This is a genomic window from Aequorivita sp. IT1183 (genome assembly GCF_058068265.1).
The window spans coordinates 214,073-237,169 of the sequence record NZ_JBYRHS010000002.1; the positions used below are offsets into that span (position 1 = coordinate 214,073).

20 protein-coding genes are annotated in these 23,097 nt (G+C 35.9%); 4 read left to right on the forward strand and 16 right to left on the reverse strand.

Annotated features, from left to right (window positions below; all coding sequences use genetic code 11):
- Window positions 1-7: 7 nt before the first annotated feature.
- Entirely contained in the window at window positions 8-2,824 is a 2,817-nt protein-coding gene (locus AC3RVF_RS03735; protein WP_489691050.1) for an alpha-amylase family glycosyl hydrolase, read from the forward strand.
- Between the two features lie 201 nt (window positions 2,825-3,025).
- On the opposite strand, the gene AC3RVF_RS03740 is transcribed toward AC3RVF_RS03735, so the two are convergent.
- The 7 genes from AC3RVF_RS03740 to AC3RVF_RS03770 all read right to left on the reverse strand — a co-directional run bounded on the left by AC3RVF_RS03740 (window position 3,026) and on the right by AC3RVF_RS03770 (window position 13,077).
- On the reverse strand, window positions 3,026-4,870 hold the full coding sequence (locus AC3RVF_RS03740; protein ID WP_489692797.1) for a CocE/NonD family hydrolase: 1,845 nt from the start codon (window positions 4,868-4,870) through the stop codon (window positions 3,026-3,028).
- 17 nt (window positions 4,871-4,887) lie between these two features.
- Window positions 4,888-6,195: a tRNA lysidine(34) synthetase TilS gene (tilS, locus tag AC3RVF_RS03745; protein WP_489691048.1), complete on the reverse strand. Its 1,308-nt coding sequence runs from the start codon at window positions 6,193-6,195 to the stop codon at window positions 4,888-4,890.
- 12 nt (window positions 6,196-6,207) lie between these two features.
- Window positions 6,208-6,912 carry a DUF3307 domain-containing protein gene (locus AC3RVF_RS03750; protein WP_489692798.1) on the reverse strand — a complete coding sequence of 235 codons (705 nt, stop codon included), beginning with the start codon at window positions 6,910-6,912 and terminating at the stop codon, window positions 6,208-6,210.
- Between the two features lie 4 nt (window positions 6,913-6,916).
- Window positions 6,917-7,603, reverse strand: coding sequence for a fumarate hydratase (locus tag AC3RVF_RS03755; RefSeq protein WP_489691046.1), 687 nt, complete (start codon window positions 7,601-7,603; stop codon window positions 6,917-6,919).
- A 103-nt stretch (window positions 7,604-7,706) separates the two neighbouring features.
- Window positions 7,707-9,008 carry an aminodeoxychorismate synthase component I gene (gene pabB, locus AC3RVF_RS03760; RefSeq protein WP_489692799.1) on the reverse strand — a complete coding sequence of 434 codons (1,302 nt, stop codon included), beginning with the start codon at window positions 9,006-9,008 and terminating at the stop codon, window positions 7,707-7,709.
- The gene (locus AC3RVF_RS03765; RefSeq protein WP_489691044.1) at window positions 9,008-9,550 is read right to left on the reverse strand and encodes an NADPH-dependent FMN reductase; all 543 of its coding nucleotides are present in this window, start codon (window positions 9,548-9,550) and stop codon (window positions 9,008-9,010) included. The genes pabB and AC3RVF_RS03765 overlap by 1 nt, the downstream gene beginning before the upstream one ends.
- An 86-nt stretch (window positions 9,551-9,636) precedes the next feature.
- Entirely contained in the window at window positions 9,637-13,077 is a 3,441-nt protein-coding gene (locus AC3RVF_RS03770; RefSeq protein WP_489692800.1) for a M36 family metallopeptidase, read from the reverse strand.
- 207 nt (window positions 13,078-13,284) lie between these two features.
- Between AC3RVF_RS03770 and AC3RVF_RS03775 the strand changes: the two genes are divergently transcribed.
- Both AC3RVF_RS03775 and AC3RVF_RS03780 read left to right on the forward strand, forming a co-directional pair.
- Window positions 13,285-13,818 (forward strand): RNA polymerase sigma factor, encoded by a 534-nt coding sequence (locus AC3RVF_RS03775; protein ID WP_489691042.1) that lies wholly within the window; start codon window positions 13,285-13,287, stop codon window positions 13,816-13,818.
- A 7-nt stretch (window positions 13,819-13,825) separates the two neighbouring features.
- Window positions 13,826-14,620 (forward strand): anti-sigma factor, encoded by a 795-nt coding sequence (locus AC3RVF_RS03780; protein WP_489692801.1) that lies wholly within the window; start codon window positions 13,826-13,828, stop codon window positions 14,618-14,620.
- A 272-nt stretch (window positions 14,621-14,892) separates the two neighbouring features.
- On the opposite strand, the gene AC3RVF_RS03785 is transcribed toward AC3RVF_RS03780, so the two are convergent.
- From AC3RVF_RS03785 to AC3RVF_RS03795, 3 genes are all read right to left on the reverse strand, one after another.
- Window positions 14,893-16,170: a tetratricopeptide repeat protein gene (locus AC3RVF_RS03785; protein ID WP_489691040.1), complete on the reverse strand. Its 1,278-nt coding sequence runs from the start codon at window positions 16,168-16,170 to the stop codon at window positions 14,893-14,895.
- A 93-nt stretch (window positions 16,171-16,263) separates the two neighbouring features.
- Complete coding sequence (locus AC3RVF_RS03790; protein WP_489691039.1) at window positions 16,264-16,890, reverse strand: DUF4331 family protein; 627 nt, start codon at window positions 16,888-16,890, stop codon at window positions 16,264-16,266.
- A 28-nt stretch (window positions 16,891-16,918) separates the two neighbouring features.
- On the reverse strand, window positions 16,919-17,605 hold the full coding sequence (locus AC3RVF_RS03795; RefSeq protein WP_489691038.1) for a DUF4331 family protein: 687 nt from the start codon (window positions 17,603-17,605) through the stop codon (window positions 16,919-16,921).
- Between the two features lie 149 nt (window positions 17,606-17,754).
- Between AC3RVF_RS03795 and AC3RVF_RS03800 the strand changes: the two genes are divergently transcribed.
- Entirely contained in the window at window positions 17,755-18,978 is a 1,224-nt protein-coding gene (locus AC3RVF_RS03800; protein ID WP_489692802.1) for an LETM1-related biofilm-associated protein, read from the forward strand.
- Between the two features lie 2 nt (window positions 18,979-18,980).
- Here AC3RVF_RS03800 and AC3RVF_RS03805 read toward each other — a convergent pair whose 3' ends face one another.
- The 6 genes from AC3RVF_RS03805 to AC3RVF_RS03830 form a co-directional block, all read right to left on the reverse strand.
- Window positions 18,981-19,736 carry a LytR/AlgR family response regulator transcription factor gene (locus tag AC3RVF_RS03805; RefSeq protein ID WP_489691036.1) on the reverse strand — a complete coding sequence of 252 codons (756 nt, stop codon included), beginning with the start codon at window positions 19,734-19,736 and terminating at the stop codon, window positions 18,981-18,983.
- An 89-nt stretch (window positions 19,737-19,825) separates the two neighbouring features.
- The gene (locus AC3RVF_RS03810) at window positions 19,826-20,131 is read right to left on the reverse strand and encodes a 2TM domain-containing protein (protein ID WP_489691035.1); all 306 of its coding nucleotides are present in this window, start codon (window positions 20,129-20,131) and stop codon (window positions 19,826-19,828) included.
- Between the two features lie 13 nt (window positions 20,132-20,144).
- Entirely contained in the window at window positions 20,145-20,498 is a 354-nt protein-coding gene (locus AC3RVF_RS03815) for a 2TM domain-containing protein (RefSeq protein ID WP_489692803.1), read from the reverse strand.
- On the reverse strand, window positions 20,464-20,772 hold the full coding sequence (locus AC3RVF_RS03820; protein WP_489691033.1) for a 2TM domain-containing protein: 309 nt from the start codon (window positions 20,770-20,772) through the stop codon (window positions 20,464-20,466). The genes AC3RVF_RS03815 and AC3RVF_RS03820 overlap by 35 nt, the downstream gene beginning before the upstream one ends.
- A 97-nt stretch (window positions 20,773-20,869) precedes the next feature.
- Entirely contained in the window at window positions 20,870-22,198 is a 1,329-nt protein-coding gene (locus AC3RVF_RS03825; protein ID WP_489691032.1) for a 2TM domain-containing protein, read from the reverse strand.
- Window positions 22,199-22,273: 75 nt separating this feature from the next.
- Window positions 22,274-22,933 carry a tetratricopeptide repeat protein gene (locus tag AC3RVF_RS03830; protein ID WP_489691031.1) on the reverse strand — a complete coding sequence of 220 codons (660 nt, stop codon included), beginning with the start codon at window positions 22,931-22,933 and terminating at the stop codon, window positions 22,274-22,276.
- Window positions 22,934-23,097 lie beyond the last annotated feature (164 nt).

The following is a 23,097-nucleotide window of genomic DNA, read 5'->3' on the forward strand; positions in this document are numbered from 1 at the left end:
TCTTGTTATGAAAAATATATTAGTTAGAATTTTACTGTTGTGTACTGCATTACAGGTAAATGCTCAAATTCAGAATGCGACTTTTTCAATAGATCCTTCATTTTTTGATTCTTCAGATCAAATTACCATAACGGTTTCAAACATAGATCCTGCATTATGGGGTGTAAACGATATCTATCTATGGGCTTGGTATTATGATCTTAACGACAACCAAGCTGGGGATTCGCCAACCAATGGAAGTTGGGACAATTCCAGTGAAAGTCAGAAATTCACGAATAACGGGAATGGAACATTCTCCTATACCCTTACCCCTGCTACGTTTTATGGAGACCCAGATATTGGACGCATAGGAATATTGGCAAAGGCCAAAAATGCAACTGATATTGGAAATGGAGAACGTAAAACTCAAGATTATTATGCTGAGGTTGGTACATTACAGGTTACTCTAAACAGTCCCGCACAACATAATACAATTGTAAATTCTGGAAGTTCTATTTCGGTTTCTGCAACTGCAAATATTGCTGCAAACTTTAATTTATTGGCTAATGGAACCTCCGTTTTCACACAAAATAACGTTACCAACTTCAACACCAATCGCACAATAAATCAAGATACTTTTTTTGAACTTATAGCTACGGACCCAGTTTCTGGTACGTCCGTAACCAAAACATTTAATGTAATCCTCACTCCAAATACCCAAACAGCTTCGGTACCAGCAGGGATGAAAGATGGTATAAATTTAAATCCAAACAATCCAGATGAAGCAACTTTGGTGCTTTATGCTCCAAACAAAAACTTTGTACACGTAATTGGAAATTTCAACAGTAATGATTGGAGACTTTCCAATACATTTCTTCTGAAAAAAGATGTTTCGCAAAATAGATTTTGGATCAAACTTACAGGCTTAAATACTGGCGATAACAACGTTCTTTTTCAATATGTAGTTGATGGTCAAATAACAATTGCAGACCCCTACTCTACGTATGTTTTAGATGAAAACGACGATGCGTATATTGATGAGGATACATTCCCCGATATTCCATCCTATCCATCCGGAAAAACTCAATTTGCAATAAGTTGGTTTAAAGTAAATGAAACGCCTTACAATTGGCAAATAAATGATTTTCAAAGACCTCCCCAAGACAATTTAGTAATCTATGAACTTCTAATTCGTGATTTCGACGAAGACCATAGCTACGATGCAATCATCAACAGACTTGACTATTTACAATTTATGGGAATAAACGCTATTGAGTTATTGCCTGTAAATGAATTTGACGGAAACATTAGCTGGGGCTATAACCCAGGTTTTCATATGGCTTCTGATAAATACTACGGAACAAAAAACCGTTTAAAAGCACTTGTTGATGCTTGTCATGCACGCGGAATTGCGGTAATTCTTGATGTTGTTTATAATCACGCAACTGGCCAAAACCCATATTATAGAATGTGGAACGATTGTAACGGATGTTATCAAGGTGCGGCAACGCCTGAAAATCCATTTTTTAATGTTACAGATCCAAATACGTCATTTCAATTTTTTAATGATATAGACCACGAATCTACTGCCACACAGCATTATATTGATCAATTGAACGAATATTGGTTAACTGAATTCAATATAGACGGATACAGATTCGACTTTACGAAAGGGTTTACAAACACCGTTGGCGATGGCGGTAGTTATGACGCTTCACGTATTGCAATATTAGAACGTATGTATAATCAAATTCGCGCCGTGGATCCTACTGCATACACCATTTTAGAACATTTTGCGCCCAATTCTGAAGAAACAGAACTCATTAACCATAGAGCCACGGGAGACCCCGATGAGCCGGGAATGATGGTGTGGAGCAATCATAATTACAATTATAATGAAGCCACTATGGGATATAACCAGAATTCAAATTTTTCTGGAATATCATATCAAAATCGAGGCTGGTCAACTCCTTCTGCAGTAGGATATATGGAAAGTCATGATGAAGAAAGATTAAATTTCAAAAATCTAGAATACGGAAACGGCAATGCCAATTACAATGTGAAAGATTTTGAAACCGCTATGGATCGTATGGAATTGGGCGGTGCTTTTTTCTTTACAGTACCGGGACCAAAAATGTTGTGGCAATTTGGAGAATTAGGATATGATTTTAGCATAAACTATTGCCAAAATGGAACCAATAATCCAGATTGTCGAGTAGATCCTAAGCCAATACCTTGGAATATCAATTATCACACAAATGCTGACCGAAACGATATAAGAGCTGTATGGGCCAAACTTATTCGGTTAAAAAAGGCAGAACCAATTTTTAGAAGCGCCGATTTTACAATGGATGTTTCAAACACAAACGGACTTAAAAAAATTCAAATTACTGATGCTTCTGCCACCGGAAGTGAAATTAAGTATATAACCGTTTTGGGTAACTTTAATATCATCCCACAAGATATTGTTCCTGCTTTTCAGGAAACCGGCAGTTGGTTTAATTTAATAGATGATTCAGAAATAACGGTTAACAATGTCAATACGCCAATTACGCTTCAGCCTGGAGAATACTTTGTTTATGCTAATGAATTTTCAGTTTTGTCTGTTCCAGAATTTTCTGTTGAAGAATTTTACACTTACCCCAACCCATCAAGTCATTCAATAAAATTTAATAAAGATATAGATGCATTTTCCATTTTTGATATTACAGGAAAATTAATTCTGCAAAAAGAGCTTTATAAAAAAGGCGACGAGATTAATGTGGAGCACTTTTCAAATGGCGTTTACATTATAAAAGCGAAGCATAATAATAGCTTATACCAATTAAAATTTATTAAAGATTAATGATTAAATATACGTGTTAGTACGTATAGCGTAGGAATTTATCCTGTCTTATATTTGAACTATAGAATTAGTGGATAATGCACAAGGCAATATTTTTTGTGGGGATAGAAAATATTCTTAGTGCACTTTAAAGTTTACTAAGTTAGGTTTGTTTTAGAATCCCAGCCAATAGGCTGGGATTCTTGTTTTTATCCAGTTTTGTTATTTTTTCAACATTATAAATTCGATGGAAGAATCGTTATAAACCTTGTGGGTTTGTTTTTTGAAATCTTCCTTTTTAGCTTCAAAAATATTAGGAACAAAGGTTTGCGGATTCAAATCTATCAACGGAAACCAAGTACTCTGCACTTGTATTTGAATTTTATGTCCCTTTTTAAATGTGTGATTAATGTCTTGAAGAGTTATGTTCACTTCAGTCTTTTCGTTTGGAATAAAAGGTTCCGGATTGCTAAAACTATTTCTAAATCGTCCGCGCATAACTTCACTTCTAACCATCATAAAATAGTTGCTCATTTTTAAGTATTCCTGCGTTTCTTGATAGTCTTCGGCATCGGCAGGAAAAACATCAATCACCTTTACAATCCAATCAGCATCGGTGCCCGTAGTTGCCACTTTTAATTTAGCGAGAATGGAACCGACCATGGTAATATCTTCGGTTAGAACTGGTGTTTCGTAAATTAACACATCTGGTCGGCGAGCAGCGAAGCGCTGATCATCCGTCATATATTTTCTGGGGGTGAACACCATTTTAATATCTTCGGAATAAGGTACAGGCTTCTTAGGGTCGCTGACGAATTCTTCAAATGAAATACTTTTATCAGCTTCGTTACTTAAACGCTGATCACTTTGAAGGAAAAAAGTCTTCTTTTCAGTGTTTTTGGGTGGCCATTCTTTATACGACTTCCATTGATTAGTTCCCGTTTCAAACATATAAGCTTCGGGTAAACTACTTTCTCCCTTTCCATTATCTTTTAAGAAATGATTGAAAAATTTCGTCTCAACATCACGTTGGTAATCGCGCGAAATATTATCGCCAAAATAGACATTCCCGATTGCTTGCCGTTCATTGGTTCGTGCCCAATCGCCGTGGCTCCAAGGACCAAAAACAATAGTATTATAATTTTTGCTATTCTTTTCTACAGCTTGATAACTGTTGAAAGGTCCATAAAGATCTTCCGCGTCAAACAGTCCGCCAACAAACATTACAGCGGGTTTAATGTCCTTTAAATGTTGAATGATGCCGCGTGACTTCCAAAATTCATCGTAGCTAGAATGTTCCTTTAACTGTTGCCAGAATACATTGTCTTCACCATAATATTTATCGAGATTGCTCAACGGACCAGCGTCCAAGAAAAACTGATATTGATCCTTTGTTCCCAACTCAGGAAAAGAGTACCACGATTGGTTTGTAGGTTCTGTTTTCTCATAACCAAACAATGCTGTGGCGCGCCAATAACTCAATAAATATGCACCATTGTGGTGAAAATCGTCAAAAAAGAAATCTCCAATAGCTGCTTGTGGAGAAACAGCTTTTAGTGCCGGATGCGAGTCTAATAACGAATAAGTTGCATAAAAACCAGGATAACTAGTGCCCCAAATTCCTACATTCCCGTTGTTGTTGGGGGTATTTTTTACCAACCAATCTATACTATCAAAAGTGTCGCTAGCTTCATCAATTTGCTTGCCTTTTTTATTCGGAATATACGCGCGCATATTATCATAAACCCCTTCGCTCATCCAGCGGCCACGCACATCTTGATACACAACAATATTACCTTCTTTCATCATAAATTCGTTTGGTGAAATTTTTGAACGAAATTGATCCTCGCTATAAGGCTGGCAACTGTAAGGCGTTCTTTGGAAAAGTATTGGATACTTTTTTGAAGTGTCTTTTGGTGAATAAATTACTGTGAAAAGTTTAACCCCATCACGCATTGTGATGGATGTTTCCGTTTTGTTGTAATTATCTTTTACAAAGCTTTCGTCCTGTGCAAACGAGAAAAAGCTGACAAAAAATAATAACGATAGTATCTTGAATGCTTTCATTGATTTTTTCCTTTTTTCTAATTTTTCTGATATGTTATTTTGAATATTTCCTTTGTGTCTTCCGTTACTTTAAATTGGTCGTCTATGCGGTGGCCAATTACCCAAACTATATTTTCACCACTTAAAAGAAGCCAGATTTTTTCTTTCTCTGTCAACGAAATTTTTTCATCTTTAAAAAATTTACTCAGCTTCTTTTTCCCTTTCATACCGAAAGGTTGAAAACTATCGCCACTCCTCCACTTTCTTAATTTTAATGGAAATTCTAACTTTTCCGCAGCGACGAAAATTAAGTTTTTTTCTGTTTCACCTATGTATTCTGAAGTTTCAATGGTCAATTTAATTGGTGAAGCTATTCCTTGTTTCGAAACCAAAATTTCTTCGGAAGTGTTTTCGTCGGTAATTTCGCTCAGCAATAATTCATCTCTATTTTTTAAAAGACGATGCGTTTTTGAAAAAACTTGCTTGCCCGTTTGTGCGTTCAGTAAATTTGAAACGTCTTCCCATTCCGTAAATCCGAAACCGTTTAAAAGCTCATAAAGCAATTCTTCCGGATGCGGCAATTCCTTCAATTTTTGAATGTTTATTTTATAGGCATCGGTTGCTTCGGAAACTACTAATTTATAGATCAAAGCCATATAATCTTCAATCAAATTTTGTGTAGCTTGCAAATTATGTTGTGTTCTCTGAAAATTTTTCAGCACCGAATCGTTCGATTCTTTAAATTGTGGCAAAACCTCTAAACGCAACTTATTTCGAAGATAATCTGCCTTTTTATTGCTGCTATCCTCGCGCCATTTCAATTTATTTTTCTCTGCATATTTCAAAATTTCAACACGAGAAAAATCAAGCAGCGGACGTATAACCTTATTGTTTTTCTTCGGAATTCCGGTAAGTCCTTTTATGCCTGTGCCTCGAGAAAGATTGATGAAAAAAGTTTCCAAATCATCGTCTAAATGGTGAGCGGTCAATAAATAATCGTATTTAAAATCTTTTAAAATTTCGGCAAACCAAGTGTAACGAAGGTCACGAGCCGCCATTTGAGTTGAAATTTTATGATCTTCAGCATATTTTTTCGTGTCGAAAGTTTCCACAAAAACTGGAATTTCTAATTGATTGGCTAAGCCTATTACAGACATTTCGTCGCCATCGCTTTCTTTTCCGCGCAGCGAAAAATTACAGTGCGCTAAAGCAATTTCAAAATTTATTTCTTTAATTAAATGCGTCAAAACCACACTGTCCAATCCACCGCTACAGGCGATGAGTAGTTTTTTTCCAACTAAAAAAGAAAAATTGGAGTCAATATTTTTTTTGAAGCGATTGAGCAATTGGTTGATGATTTACAATAAATTAATAATGATTCCCACAATAACAGCAATTCCGAAGCTTAGCAGCGTGCCAATAAGCACGTACTCTGTTTTTAGAGTTTCGTTATTTCCGTATCGTAAAATTGATTTTGCAGCTATTAAAAACCCAACCGCCGAATATTGCGAAACTAAGATAAGCGTGAGCGTTAAAATACGTTCCAAAATGCCAATTACCTTTCCGGCGTTCGGCATTTCATTATCGCTACTAACTTGTATTTCGGTGGATTTAAAAACTTCTTTTATAAAAATGTTTGCGGGTTTTAAACAAACAAGATATCCTGCAATAATCAACAAATATTTGAAACTGAGTGTAACAGAAATAGAAGGATTTATGCCGTGCCATTTATTGAATAATGTAACCACTATCGCGATGATTGCTAAATGAATGGCTTGATCTATAAAAAAAGTATAGCGCCCAAAATACTTGCTATTATTGAGATGCCGCTTAAAACCATCAAGCAAAAAGTGAGTTACGGCGATTACTGCCGCTGCCAAAACAAAACCAAATTGCAACGAAAACAACCACGCTAACGCAAAACAAGCCAATGCGTGCCAGTAGAGAAAAGGGCTTTTAAAGCCAATTGTATTTTTTTGTTTCGCTAGTTTATCGGTTTGAAAAAAATAGTCCAAACACAGATGTGCAATTAATTGGAGCAGCAATAATTCTTTTAATCCCATAGTTCTACTTTGAAATTATCATTTTAAAATAATTTACCGCTTCATCAATGGCGTTCCAGCCAACGCTTGTGGAATGCTGATTAACGGCAGATTGCCCTATGCCTAAGCGTTTGGCTATTTGTTCCTCTTGGTTGTTCATCAATTTTAGGTACAAAACTTCGCACTGCCTTGAGGTTGCTTTACTGAATAAAACATCGAGCAGTGCCAGTAAAGGTTGGAAATTTTTATTTAAATCTTCGTTTTTCGATGCAAAAAACAAGGTGTTTTTTATTACAATGCGTTCTTTATTATACGTTGTTTCGCCACTAATTTCTCGACCCGATAAGTAGATTGCTTCGCCGTCTATTATGCCTTCTTCGGGATTATAACGGCTTAATTCGCCATAACCGATTGCTAGCCGTATTCCGTGTATTTTGAATTGCTTTACGCGGTTATCTTCCTTTTTGTATTTTTTGGTATCAATGGGAATTGCCTTTACAAAACTTTTAATTGCCAGCGCTACTTGCAAGCCTTCCGAAGCATTTGGAACTACACATTCTAAATAATCGCCTTTTATAATGCGACCATAAACGTTGAATTCATCTTTCAAATCGTTGAGCAGCGTTTTCAAGTTTTCTTCAACAAATTTGCTGTCTTCAACGCTTAAACTTGTTGATGAAACGATATCTCCAGAAATAACCGAATAATTCATTACTTAAAAATTTATTCAAATATATAAATTTATTAGCGTTTAAACTAATAAAGTGTGTTTATTAGCTTAAAGACTAATAAAACTACTTTATAAGTTCACAAACTCATAAAGTAACATTTAGTACTTCTCGCATTGCTTTTGCTTTAAGCAAACATTCTTCGTATTCCTTTTCCGGAATAGAATTACTAGTGATAGCGCTACCTACGGAAAAGCTAACATATTTTTTTGAAGAATTATAGAGAATACTACGGATAACAACGTTGAAATCAAAATCCCCCGAAGGCGAAAAATAACCGATTGCTCCACTGTATAAACCGCGTTTGGAGTCTTCTATTTCTTCAATAATTTTCATTGCCGAAATTTTTGGAGCGCCCGTCATACTTCCCATTGGGTATGTATTTCTCAAAACCTCAACACTAGAAAAACCCTGTGGAACGGTACAACTAACTGTAGAAATCATTTGGTGCACTTGTTCAAAAGTATAAATTGTACAAAGTTCATCGACGGCAACAGTTCCTTTCTCTGCAATGCGCGAAAGATCGTTACGCACCAAATCTGTAATCATAATATTTTCACTGCGTTCTTTGGGGTCTTTGGCCAGTTGCTGCGCCATTTTCAAATCTTCCGCCACATTATCCAAACGCTTTGCTGTGCCCTTAATTGGTTGAGAAATTATAGTATTTCCAGTTCTTTTAATATATCGCTCTGGGGAAGCTGAAAGCGCAAAAAGATTGTTCAGTTTCAGAAAAACTGAAAAGGGCGGTTTTGAAATTTTATTAAGCTGAATAAAAGTTTCCAACGGGTTAATTTCAGCATCTTCAGAATAGAATTCCTGACAGACATTTGCTTCGTAAATATCGCCCCGTTTAATATGCCCAAGCACCTCCTCCACTTTCTGAATGTAATTATCTTTTGTGGTGCGGATACTTATTTTTACAGCCTTTGACGCTTCATCGTTTACAGGCTGTTGCATCATTTCAGAAATTGCTGACCAATCTTCTTCAATTTCATCGGCAACCATATTTAAATAGTGTATTTCAACACTATTTTCAGAAAATAGAAAAAGTTTTTTTGGTTGAAAAAAGTAAAGATCGGGAAAACCTAAACCATCAAAATTTTTGGAATGGAGCTTTTCTACGTCGTTTTTCAGATCGTAAGTAAGATATCCAAAAATCCAATCTGCGGTGGTTGTTTGATATTCCTTTAGCTCATCGAATGCATTGTGAAAATCGGTTTTAAGCGCTGTAAAAGCATCGACCGCCAAAATTGCTTGATAGGTTTCGTGCTTTTGCGAATAGTTATTACTATCCAGCCAAACAACCTCTTCAAACTGTTGTGCCCAACGGAGTATGCTTGTTTTAGCATCTTCGTTTAAAGAAAAAGAATATTTCTTTAGTGTGCGCATTATTGTTGAATTTGATGAGCAAAATTTTGAAGAACATCATTAAATCCAAGCAATAAAACTTCATTTGATATTGATTGAGTTTCTTCAGAAAAATTTTCTGAATACGAAGGAAAGCTGAAACTTTCAACGATTGTTGCACCAAATCTTGGTAGCACATTTTTAGTGTATTCTAAAGCGGACGCACCGCCGCGTTTTCCGTTGGAAGTACTCATTAATAAGATCTTTTTTCCTTCTAAAAATTTTCGATCTAGTCGCGACAACCAATCAATTACATTTTTAAAATAAGCTGAAACCATTCCATTGTGTTCGTTCACTGAAATAACTAATGCGTCGGCTTCTTTTATCTTATTATAAAGCATTTTTAAATCTACTGAATAGCCTCTTTCGCTTTCAATATCTTCACCAAACATTTGAAGATCGTAATCTGTTAGTTTAATTAATTCAACGGCGTGCCCAGCAATTTGTGATGACGCAAAACTGACTAATTTATGATTGATAGATTTACTACTGTTACTTCCTGCAAAGAATAATATTTTTTTCATCTGTCAAAGTTATTGAAAAGGGAGTTATGAAAAAACCCGCGCCAAATAAATTGACGCGGGCTTCTATAAAATTAAATAATTAAGAATTATTGCTTCACAATACGCTTCACAATACTCGTGTTTTCTGCGTTTATTTTCACAAAATACATTCCTGTTGCAAAACTTTCTAAAGTGAAATTAGTTTCCATTCCAGCTCCAGTTAAGTCTATGTTTTTAATAACTCTACCTTTTACATCTGTAATTATTACATTAATTAGCTGTGTGGTAGTTTTATTCAACAAGGTTAACTCACCTGTAGTTGGGTTTGGATATAATTGAATGTTATTGTAAAATTCATTATCTCCAAGTCCTAAAACTTCATCTACTGTAACTGTGAAAGTACAAACATCTTCATTACCAGCGCCGTCAGTTGCCGTCATTGTAATGATTGTAACACCAGCGCCAACCATTGTACCGGCAGCAGGAGCTTGCGAAATTGTAGGATCTGGACAGTTATCTGTTGCAGTAGCATCGCCTGTATAATCTGGCAATGTATATTGCTCACCTTCAACCACCTCAACAATAACGTCTGCTGGACAAGTAATTACAGGATCTTCAGTTTCTGCTATAACTTCTGCTATTGTACGTATTCCAGGACATCCAGACTCCAAATTAATGTCGCCATTAGGAGTTCCGAAATCTGCGGTCTCACAAGTTCCAGACCAGTCTGCTGTAGAATTTGTATCGCCAACTCTTCTAAATGAGCTTGCACCACATTCTGCAGTTAACGCAGCACCAACTCCAGTCCAATCTAGATCTGCAGCAGTAATGTTGAAACCATTGATTGTAACATTCAATAATGAAATTTCAACAGCGGAAAAATTCCAAAAAACAGAATCTACCACATTTCCGTTATCATCGATAATAATTATCCAACCTGATCCGGTATTGTCCCAAAATAAATTGTTACCCCAATATCCTGAACCGCTATCATCATTATAATCTACAACTGTATTAGCGCCCATATTACCCAATGTTTTAACAATTGTATTCATTGCATTAATATCTACATAAGGTTGATCACTTACGGCAACACTATAATCAGAATAGTCTGTTGCAATACCTACATTTTGTATTTCAAACCTGTCTGGCGTTTCTAAACTAATTTCTGAAATCACTAATTGCGACAATGGTCCGGGTGCTCTTTCTAATGCATATACATCAATAGAACCTGTTGGTGTAAAAGTATACGATGTACCTTCAAAAAGGAAGTTACCTCCAGTTGGAGCATCATACCATCTTATTACGTTCGCAGGATCGTCTAGCGTAGCTGTAACAGTTACTGGATCGCCAACGCAGAAATCTGTAACTCCTGTAGTAGTTGGTCCATTAGGGACTGCTAAAACCTCTATCGTGTCTGTTGCAGATGATGCTACTGAACAAGGTCCAGATGGCACATCATAAGAAATTGTGTGAACACCAACACCAGCTGCTGCTGGATCGAATGTGAAAGTAGATCCGTTTCCGTTATCTGTAACACCAGGTCCACTGTACTCACCTCCGCTTGGAGATCCACCACCTAAGTCTGTTAAAACTTCTGAAGATGCACAAACTTCTTCTAAAACAGATAATGTAGCTGTTTGTGAAGGAGTATCGAATGCTTGAGTTCCGTCACTTCTACTTGTAGAAAGACCTTGGCTAGCACTGTAACCTAAACCTCTTTTTGCAAATGCATCCCAAATTAAACATTCGTTTGCACCACCATAAAGCGCTTGATCTGCAGCTAAAATTGCGTTACGACCATCAACAAAACCAGGACTACAAGGCTGTAACTTCAAACCTTCAGTAACCAAGGCTAATGCTTGAATATTTCCAGCATCTAAATTTACATCTCCTGTAAAAGTGTAATAATCTGGACTAAAACCATGCTCGTCTATCAATGCCCAAGTTACTTCCCAAAGCATTGTTGCCCAAACGGAACCAACTCCGTGTGGTACAGCAGCAGTTTTTATAAAATCGTATGTTTGAGGGTTAACACCCATATCTGTATTGTATGGATAATCACGAATTCCTCCGCCACCTTGACCTTGACCAAATAAGTATGTTCCAACAGCTCTAGAGTCTGTTCCTAAATCGCCTGCTTCAATAGTTAAAATAACTCCAAAAAAGTCGCTCCATCCTTCACCCATTTGCTCTTGATTCTGCAAACATGATGAAGCTAAAGGGCCTCCTGTTAAACGATTTGAAATTCCATGACCATATTCGTGTAAGATTACTAAATTGTCGAAATCTCCATCTTTATCGCTACAAATGTACATTTGCATTGTTGGATTACCACCATCTGGAGGAGTTCCGAAGTTAGCGTTACAAGTTCCTGAACCATCTTGTGCTTCTGCATTTACAGAATCACTTCCTATGCCACCATTTCCGTAGTTATTTTCTTGAAAGTTTCCTCCCACTTCATCAAAACCAAATTGATACATAATGTCGTGAAAAACATTATTCATATAAAAAAGGTTTGTAATCGCTGCATCCTCATATTGATTCGCATTAGTATAAACTTGACTAAACGGATATCCAGTAAATTCTAAATTTGCACCTGCGTCTGGTTGGTAGCCTGAGTTATTTCCATCTTCGTAAGCATTTACGTTGTTACCACGAGTTTTAGTAAATTCTGCTCCAGCAACACCATTGGTATCATGCCATCCAAATGGAGAAGCAGTAGCATTTGCCGGTTGAACTTCAATAGTTCGTGCTCCGTAGTATGGGCTTTCAAGTGGTAAAGCAATTACTTCGTAACATTCTGTACACGCAGCAGCTTCTGCTACAAGCGCATTATAATTTGGAACATCGTACAAGTTTGCATTAAAGTTCATTTCTTTCACATCATTGCTATGATCGTGGTGCATTGCACAACTCACCATCCAGTTTGCCTGATTTACAATTGCCCCGGTATTAGCATCAACTCTTAAACTCCACCAATCTTGTTGGCTTTTTTCTTGTATTGAAATATCCCAAGTTAAAACCAATTCATTACTATCGGTTAAGGCATACATCAATTTTGCAGGAATAGGGCTTAAAGATATGCCGCCATTGCTCAACAAAGTTTCTTTAGCAACTCCCTTTGCACCTTCCAAAATTGAAAGTGAACCAGAAATTGAATAGTTTAAGTGGCTAGCAGCAGCTTGTACAGCTTGCGCGGCTGTAAGTGCTGGCGCGTTAGACCCTTTTAATTTTTGAGAAGTGTTTTTTATAAAACTACTATTCTTGGAAATTACCTTTCCATTGGACAATAGATGGATACTTGAATCAGTACCATAAATTTCAATTCCATAAAATAGTTGTCTGTAATAAACATGTTGAATTCCACTAGTGCTACTTACTGTTTCACTAGTTACTTGCCATGTAGTGTCTTGTGGTAATAAATCATTTTGCTCAACAAAATTACTCAATTGTTGATTGATCGCTCCTTTAGAGCTTTGTGCAACCATAGTGCCCGAAAAGACGAGCATAATTGCCAGGAATAGACTCTGGGTAACTTTTTTCATTTGTTTGTTTGGTTTAGATTAAAATTTAGACTTTTAGATGGTTAACTTCTGTAAAGCTATTAATTTAAAAAGTTTTCACAACTATTTCTTAATGTTCACACAAGTTTTAACATAATTAACCGTCAACTCAATTGTTAATGTTGGTCAGAACAGATTTAATGTAATTATTTATTTCTGTACTTTTACTTTCAAAAAATCAACGGTTCTATGGAACAACCAAATGATCTCATTATAGAGATGCAAAACGGAAGTGAAAAAGCCTTCTCTAGATTATACACTATGTACAGTGAAGCTATACAAGGTATAATCTATAGCATCGTGTTAGACGAAGAAACTGCGGAAGAACTCCTTCAAGATGTTTTTATAAAAGTGTGGAATAATGCAAGCTCGTATTCTGTAAATAAAGGAAGGTTTTTTACTTGGCTACTCAATATTGCACGAAATACTGCAATAGACGAAACGCGATCCAAAGCATTTAAAAACTCTAGAAAAAACCTAAGTACCTCAAACTTCGTAGATATATTGTCATCCTCTGATAGTTTAAACAGAATGACAAATTCAATAGGTATAAAAAAGTTTGTTGACGCGCTCAAGCCTGCCTGTGTAAAAATAATAGACCTCTTATATTTTAAGGGCTATACACAAGCCGAAGCCTCGAAAACACTAGATATACCTTTAGGAACAATAAAAACAAGAAACCGAACCTGTATCAATGATTTACGGGTGATGGTGTTAGGATAAAAAAATTATGAACCCCGAAGAAATTATAGCATCAGGAAAATTAGAAATGTACGTCTGCGGCGCATTGCCGGATGATGAAACATTGGAGGTTGAAGAAGCCATAAATACCTTTCCAGAGGTTAGGCACGAAATTGGACTCATTGAGAAATCATTATTGCACTTAGCAGAAACTGTTTCGCCACCCGTGCAAGCAATGACGTGGACTTCAATTTTAGATTCAATTAGAAAAACTGGCAATTCTGAAATTAATAAAGTTAGAACGCTTAACTGGCCTGCTATGACGGGTTGGGCTGCGGCAATTTTATTTATGGGCGGAATTATGTTTATGATGAAACAAACTAGTGATCTTAACAATTCACTTAGAGTATCTTCTACTGAAAATACGGTTTTACGCGAAGAAAATTCAAAAGCTCAAAGCCAACTCGCAAACAATACGGAAGTTCTTGAGGTTTTAAGATCTAAAGACTACCAAGCCTATACGCTTCCTGGGAACCAAGCTGTTGCTCCCGAAGCATTTGCCAAAGTATATCTAAACAAAAAAGATAACGTTGCATTTATAGATACCAAAGGTTTGCCAATACCGCCACGCGGAAAAGTCTACCAAGTATGGTCGCTTAAAATGGAACCACTTACACCTACGAGTGTGGGCTTAATTTCTGCTGAAAACGAAATAGGTGAAGGAATTTACAAATTTGTGAACTTCCCAGATCCAGAAGCTTTCGGAATAACATTAGAGCCTGAAGGTGGAAGCGAATCACCAACACTATCACAACTATATACTTTAGGAATGATAACCATTTAAGAAGTAATAACATAGTAAACTAAAAGCCTGCACGTATATAGTGCAGGCTTTTTTTTGTTTGAAAAAATATAGAATATTATTTTATAAGAATACAATTTCAATAAAGTTGAAAAAGGTTTTAAATGAAAAAGCGCCCGCAAATTGCGAACGCTTTAACTAACAAAAAAACTCTAAAACTGGATTAACCAGTTTTGTAAAACCTACCAATTTCGTGGTAGATAACCAACCTCTAACATATTTACGTAAATAACTAAAGTGTGGTTTTAATCTACCTATAGTTTCTCAATTTCCTTTGCATTCACAGGTCCTAATTCATAACTAGCACCTAATAATTCTTCTTTTAAAGGCGCTACTTTTTCTTCCTTTCCATTTGCTTTGAAAACCAATGCGGAATGAAAAAGAGCGTTTGGTTCTGAAGTTTTACCAGCTACGTTTTCCTCTATTGTTTTTAAAGCTGCTTCTTTTTGTCCAGCTTTTAATTGTGCATAAGCCAACAATTGATATGTTTCTGGAGTTGCACGATTTTTTACTTCAGTTTCAGCAAGCAATAATGCTTTTTCCGGCGCTGTCTCAGCATATAGATTTATTAAATATGTGTTGTACATTCCCCCATAATTAGGGTTTTCAGCGGCCTTAATAAATAGCTCTTTTTGTTTTTTGGCTTCGGAAGAGTTTCCTTCATATTCCGCCATTTCAGCTTTTAACAGATGGTAATCTGGCACTTTGTGGTTTACCATTACTGAATCTAAAATACGGTTTGCTTCTTCCGTGTTTTTTTCAAATGAATAAACCATCCAAGCAATTTGCTTTTTTACATAATGATTATCTGGTTCTAGCTCTAAAGATTTTAGATAACTATTGTAAGAATCTTCAAGCCGACCCGCGTGACCATAAAAATCGCCAATATTACTATATATCCATATTTTGTAACCTCTATTGTCTCGCTCTTCAGCAATTTGCTTAGCTTGTTCTAAATATTTAATAGCAGCGTCAAGATTGCCGTTATGATCGCTCCATTTTGCTAATCGAATTAAATAATTAAAATCTTTTGTGTTTTTTATTTTTCCCAACAGCGTGTCTGCTCTTTGGTAATTTCCTAATTCCATTGCCACATCAAAAAGCATCATTTCGGTCTCTTTATGATTGTCTGGATAGGTGTACGCACTGTCCAACAAAATTTGAGCTTCCTTAAAACGGTGTTGCGAAATGTAATTATGAGCCAAACTTCTTAAATAACTGTCTTTATTTCTGGCTGAAACTTCTAATGATTTCTTAATTAATTGTTCCGAAATTTTTAATTCTGAAATATCCCCCGTTACTCCAAAAAGCGCTGCGTGTATTCCAGACATTCTACTCATTTCCATTAAATGGGTGGAGTCGTTATTGAAACGTTGCTGCCAAAATTCAAAATCTTTTTCAATGGCATCTTTTGAAGGCGTGAATTCAGTACTTAAATATTGATTGTAATCTTTACTATCTGTGATGTGTTTTGGCTTTTCCTGACATCCAAAAAGAACCACAGCAACAGCTATTGCGAATAATTTTTTCATGACAAATTATATGTTTTTAGGTTGGTTACAGTTTCTGTTAAACCAAAAAAGAGAACCTCAACGGCTCTCTTTTTGAGTTTTGAATTATACCTTTTAAAAAGGTCCAGCCAAATATGGGAAGCTTGTAGAAAAAGCAACATCGTTTGTTGGCACTCCATCGCTGGTTAAACCAGGGTTTTCTGTTCCATCTGCACCACCAAAGATTAAAAGTAACGATACATCAATTACATCGTCGCTTAACGCTCTTCCTGTTAAAATTTCAGTTCCATTAAAGTAAGTGGTAACACCTGTTTGCGCTAACCAAAGTACATCATTAGAAAGTACAGTTGTAAAAACCTCTGCATTTAGGCCTAGTGCATTGCTAGTATAAGCAGGGTTTAAAGCCAATAATCTAGTTTCAAATTTAGTTTGGAAGGCTGCCTGCATTTGCGAAGGAACGGTAACGTTAAAAGCATCTTTAAAACCGGTTGTTCCAAATACTGTATTAATTCCTGGACGCCCCATTTGGTCTTCTTGCTTATAGGTTCCGCTAAAATCCAATGTTTGTCCGCAAGGTTCACAAGCTGTTCCACCGCAATCTATTTCTGTTTCGTCTCCGTTCAAAATTCCATCGGTACAAGTTTCTTGCGTAATTACATTGTCATCATCATCTGTACATTGCACAAAAAACAGTGAGGAAGTAATTACAGCAACAAGGGTTATATATTTATATGTTTTCATCTTTTTATATTTTAATAGTTAGCAATTTTTATTGTTTTCTTTTGGCTTCTACCCACACATTATACATAGGGGTTGATGATGCGAAAGGATTAACTCCAGCCGTTCCAGCAGGTAACATAGATTTTGGAAATTCTACTACAATACTCAAAACGTTTGTTCCCGCAAAAGTATCGGTTCCAGGATCGTCAAAGCTTGTTGCGGTTCCTGCAAGCACCGCATTATATTTATTAAAGTCAAAAAAGAAAGGATCTTCACGTGGTCCTGCAAAAAACTTCATTCCATCTTTTTCTGCTATTTGCACATCTTCTTTGGTAGAAATTTTTACACTTCTTCTTGTGGAAGTTGCAATGCTGCTTTCTAACCCAAGCATAGCAGGTTGAGAAGGACCGAAGAAATACATAGAATCGCCACGTTTAATTGCTTGAATTACTAAATCTTCTACTAAATCGTTATCTACATCTATATTAAATTCTAACAATACCGTTTCATCAAAAATTGCTTGATCGGTAGGTTGCCCAGGAGGCAATAAACCTTGAACATTAGCAGCAAATACAAAGTTGCTACTGTTCTCGCCCTGAAAGGCATAAAAGTCGGTAATATCTGCCGTAGTGCCTGCTACTGCGGGCGCGTCAATATGATCGGCGGATATTAAAAATATCGATAGAGCAGCTATTCCTAGCCCACCGATTACTGTAAAAAGTTTTGATTTTTTCATCTTTTTTGTTGGTTTATATTATTTATTTTTACTTGTTCGTTTATACTTACGTTTAAATGTAATTGCATGGTTTTTAAAGTTGCGTTAATCTTTTGTTAACGTCAAAAACAGTAGCTTTGAGGGCTCTAAAATAGTCAATAAATAAAAAGATGAACCCGTCTGCACCTGATTGGATTTTAAAATTTCTAAATCTTTTCGATAAGAATGATCTTGTAGCGCCTTTTCAAGACGACCATACATTCTATAATTCTTTAAAGGAAACAGGATTTATTTATGGAGTTTCTGTTTCGGCTGTGCCAAAAAAATCGCTTGGCAAATTAAAACTCACCAAAGAAGAGCTTACTAAAATTAATCTTTTCCACGCGTTATTATTTCAATTTCACCAAAAATATGATACTGCAACCAATAAAGAGGCTATAGATAGCATTCTTTTATTTTACGAACATCTTGAAAAAAAGAAGGCTGGATTCTTTAAAAAGTTTTCGCTTTCGCAAAGTCCGTCAAATAGGCTGGAACATATGCTCTCCACAAGATTGCAAGAAGCAAATACTTTGTTGAAGAAAAACACTGTTTCACTTTTAACATATTCGCTCCTATATTTAGATGTATTAGGCTATAAACAGTGGCTTATCGACGAGGCTTCTGCAAAAAATTATTACAAACAATTAGAGATTGCCGCACTTACAAGTTGTTTCTATACATTAAAATCGAAAAGCAAAAAGACAAAATACGACAAATTGTTAATAGACCTTTTTGAAACTTCTTCTGAATACATTATTGACGAAACAGATGGCGGAGTGGCTACATTTTTAGACAGTTTAAACTATTTAAAAAGCAGCGAAGATTCCTTAGAAAAAAATTATTTGTTGGATCTGTGTTGCCTTACCGTTTATGAAGATTTAAAGATGGACGAGGTGGAGCACCAGTTTTTGCAACAATTATTGGTTACGCTTAATCTTTCAAATAAAGAATTGCAAAATAGCCTTGTGGCACTAATTGACTTTTCAAAAAAATATACTGAAAAGATTCTGCTCTTTGAGTTTTCGCATCCTGTGAAGCAATTTTACAAACAATCCTCTTCAACAGTAAAACTTTTAATTATTCGAAATAAAGATCGCTTGGCGCGCGAACTGGAAGAAAGTGGCGAATTAGTGGTGCTTTTAGGACAATCAACTATTCGCGATTTATCGGCGGAAGAAAAATCGAAAGTGAGGGAGCAATTGCTAGATGTTTGTAAAACCATTCCATCGCTTACTATATTCCTGCTTCCAGGCGGCACGGTGCTTCTACCGCTTTTAGTAAAATTTATACCGAAGCTTTTACCGTCTTCATTTCAAGAAAATAGAATAGACAGATTCAGAAAAGAAGAATAACTTTATTCTAACCAGAGTTTAAAATCTTTCACGCGTTCGCGAGCAACAATAACTTCTTGCTCTTTATAACTGTTCAGTTTTAACTGTAGTCGTGAGTTTGTGTACGAAATTATATCTTTTATTGAATTGATATTTATATAGTATTTACGGCTAATACGGAAGAAAGTTGCGGGCGACAGTTCGTTCTCTAATTGCTCTAACGTAGTTTCTAAAAGATAATCGCGGCCGTCTACAGTGTGCGCGTACGTGCCTTTGTTTTCGGAATAAAAACATTCAATTTCATCAACCGAAATCATTTTTATGTGTTGCCCAATTTTAGTGGTAAAGCGTTTTTTATACTCGCGTTCCACAGGATTTACAAGCAATTTTTTAATATCGTCAAAATTGAATTGTACGTTTTTAGGGTTGGGCTTAAAGGTTTGGTATTTTTCAACGGCAGCTTGCAGTTCTTCTTCATCAATTGGTTTCAGCAAGTAGTCGATGCTATTGAGTTTGAAAGCTTGCAGCGCATATTCATCAAATGCCGTGGTGAAAATGATAGCGCTTTTCACTTCAACAGCGTCAAAAATTTCAAAAGAAAGTCCGTCGCTTAACTGAATGTCGAGAAAAATTAAATCGGGGTGCTCGTTATTCATAAACCATTCCACTGCTTCTTCTACGCTGTGCAGCATCTGGCTAACATTTACTTCCTGTTTTTCCAACATACGCTGAAGGTAACGCGCAGATGGTTTTTCGTCTTCAATAATTAAAACGTTCATTTTTTTAATAATTCTTTAATTTGAAATTTTCCTTTAAAATATAATTAATCCGCTTACTATATACTCTCACTGAGCACTGAAAGCTTTTTCTAATTATCTTCATCTAAAAATTGCTTCATCTTCTTTTCTTCCCAGCGTTTTAGAAAGTTAGATTCAAAATTCATCACAAAGAAAACATAAAGTCCGTGACACATCAGGCCAATGCCCCAAAAAAAGGTGCTTACATAATTGGTCCAATGCTCAAAATCTATTGCTCTATCGTTAAACACATTTGCTGAAATAAGTACTATTACAGTGTTTACAAGTATATAAACCACTAAATGACTGTAAAATGCCTTCAAGGTTTCCACTTTTTTCTTGGCCTTTAAATAGGCTAAACTCTTGTTAGTTTCCATTTTGGTCTAGGTTTTATTCTTCTTTTATAAATTTTTCAATTTGTGTTTTTTCCCAGTTTTTTATAAACTTCAATTTATATTGAAAGGCTTTTGAAGCGTGGAAAAGCAATCCGATTCCCCAAAATATTGGAACTATTAAAATATTCCAATCTATCCATTCAACAAAATTTTTATCGGTTGCTTCATTCTGAAAAAACTCCAGCACCTGCCCTCGCACAACGAATAACGCAATATTCACAACAATATTAACTAGCAAGTGTTGATAGAAACTTTTTATCGCTTGTACTTTTTTTCGAGCATTTTTCAATTTTATGTTTTCAGAAATCCCCATCTTAATCCCAATTGGTTTTACCGTTTTTTTCTTCATCTTCCATAAACTTCTTCATCTTTCTCTCCTCCCAGTTTTTCCCAATAAACGGCGTCCATTGAAAAGCCTTTACTGCTTGAAATAAAATACCAATTCCCCATCCAAATGCAGCCCATAAAAACCAGGGATTGCGCAGTCCATCTACATAATAATTTAGCCCAGCCAATGCGCTAATAAAAACTAAGTAAAGCATAAAGCTGGTGTAGAATTTTTTTATATCTGCAACCCGCTTTTTGGCTCTATAATATTTATTGTCGTTGTTTTCGGTTTCCATAATCGTTGTTTTTAAATACAGTATAAAAATACCTAGGATTGAATTGTTGAAAAAAATGAAGCTACTCAACTGTAAATCTATTAGGATGAACTGTAACCTAATTGTCTTTATCCATTAACTCGCGGATTTTGCGCTCTTCCCAGTCTTTTCCTAAAAAGGGATTGTAATTAAAAGTTTCGGCAGCGTGCCCCATTATACCCATACCCCATCCTGCAATCGGGAAAATCGCCCATGGAAAGCCTGCATTCGAAATATAATTTAAGTAAATAAAGACAGGAACGAAAACCAAATAAACCGCAAAGTGGAAATAAAATGCCTTCAACTTCTCTACCCGTTTTTTGGCCAGCTTATATTTTTTTTCTGAAATAAATATGTCTGATGTATTCATAACTTGAATGTTTTCACCCAAAATAGGAATTGCGATTTTGAACTCTTTTTGGTTCTCTTTAATAATTACAGGACGCTTAGTTAAGAGCGCGTATCTATCGCGAATGTTTCGTAAACCAACGCCAGTACTTTCCCTTAAAACCTGTTTTGGCTGGCTGTTATTTGTAACAACCAAATTGCCGTCTTCTTCTGAAATAGTTATGTAAAGTTTTTTGGAAGGCATAACCTGATTGTGCTTCACAGCATTTTCTAACAATAACTGAAGCGATAGCGGAACTACTTTTGCCTGCGGATTCTCTAATTTTTCGGGCATCGTAAAAACAATACTATCCTCAAACCGAACTGCCAACAACGACATATAGAGTTTTGCAAATTTAAGTTCCTCTTCCAATGTTACCAGTTCCTTAGTTTTTTGCTCCAAAACATAACGATATACTTTTGAAAGTGAAGTGGTAAAACGTGTTGCGGCTTCGGGATTTTCTTCAATCAAACTTGTAAGTACATTCAAACTATTAAAAAGAAAATGTGGATCTAATTGGTTTTTTAGCGCATCAAATTTTGCCGAGGCAGTTCCAGCAATTAACTTTTGCTCTGTAACAATTGATTGCTGTTTATTTCGGTAATAATAATATGTGTAAAAAATAGCGGTAACTACTATCGAAATGATAAACGATATGTAATAATACTGCATCTTTTCCGCAGCAATAAATTCTGAAAAACTTCGTCCTTCAGTTACAACTTCCGTGATTATGCGAATAAAAAAGATTCCTAAAAGGGTGACGAAAATTCCACCAAAAATTCCTTTTAAAAGATTCTTCGCCTTAAATACTTGATTCGGAAATCTTTTCAGCAAAAATCCGAAATAAGAAGCATTTGCCATGTAAAGCACAACGGAATACAGCTGGTTATAAAGAAACATTATAAGTATTTCTCTACCATCTGTAAACTCGTACCCGTTGGCATATTGAATTACTCCAAGCACAATAAACACAAGGGATCCAACAGAAAAGGCTTTGCCAAGATCTTTTAAAATTCGCATCAAAATAGTATTTTGTTAAACCACGAAATCACGAATAATTTTACAATTACATTCGTGAATTCGTGCTAAGATTTTTTATAAACAGCTTTCCGCTTGTACTTGCTTTGCGCGTTCTTCACCATAAGTTGGGTAAAATTCGCCCGCTGGTTTAAAAGTAACAAAAAGATCTATTGCGCGCTGAATGTCTTTACAATACGGCTCCAGAGACTGTCCAAAATATTTTGCGCTGCCCATATCCCATTCGGCTTTTGCTAATATAATCCTTGGATTGTCTGGCGCCAAAGCTAACGCTTTTGAGTAAAGCTCCGTTGCTTTCGGCGAATACGTCATCCCGTATTGTTGCCCGTCAAAAATAATCCAAGCTAAGTACAATTGCGCTTGCAACACTAGCAAATCTGGGTTTTCTTTAGAGATTGCTGTTGCGTCGTTAATAAAGTTTTGAGCTTTTCCAAGTTGGGCGGTAAGCTTGGTTTTATCTTTTTCAGTAAAGCTATTAATTACATTTATTTGCGCAACATAATACGGTGGCAACCAATTGTCGGGCTCAGCGGTGGCAATGCGTTCAAATACATTGGCGGCATCCCAAGATTTATCTTCCTGCCAAAGTTTAAATGCTTTTTGCATTCCCTGTTGGTATTTGGAAGGCATAGCTTCATTGTTTTCTGATGAATCAGTTTGCCCCTGCATTATAAAGGCTGTAAAAACAATTAGTAAATAAGTGACTACATTTTGCATGGTTTCTATTATTTAATGGTTACAAATATTATTGATTGATTGTTGTAATTGTTATTCTATTCAAATTTCCTTTAAAAAACCGATTCCGAAAAAACCTATAAACCCAACTGTTGATTTTGTGGATTGAATTGTGATTTACCCTTCGGTCATTGAGCGGAGCCGAA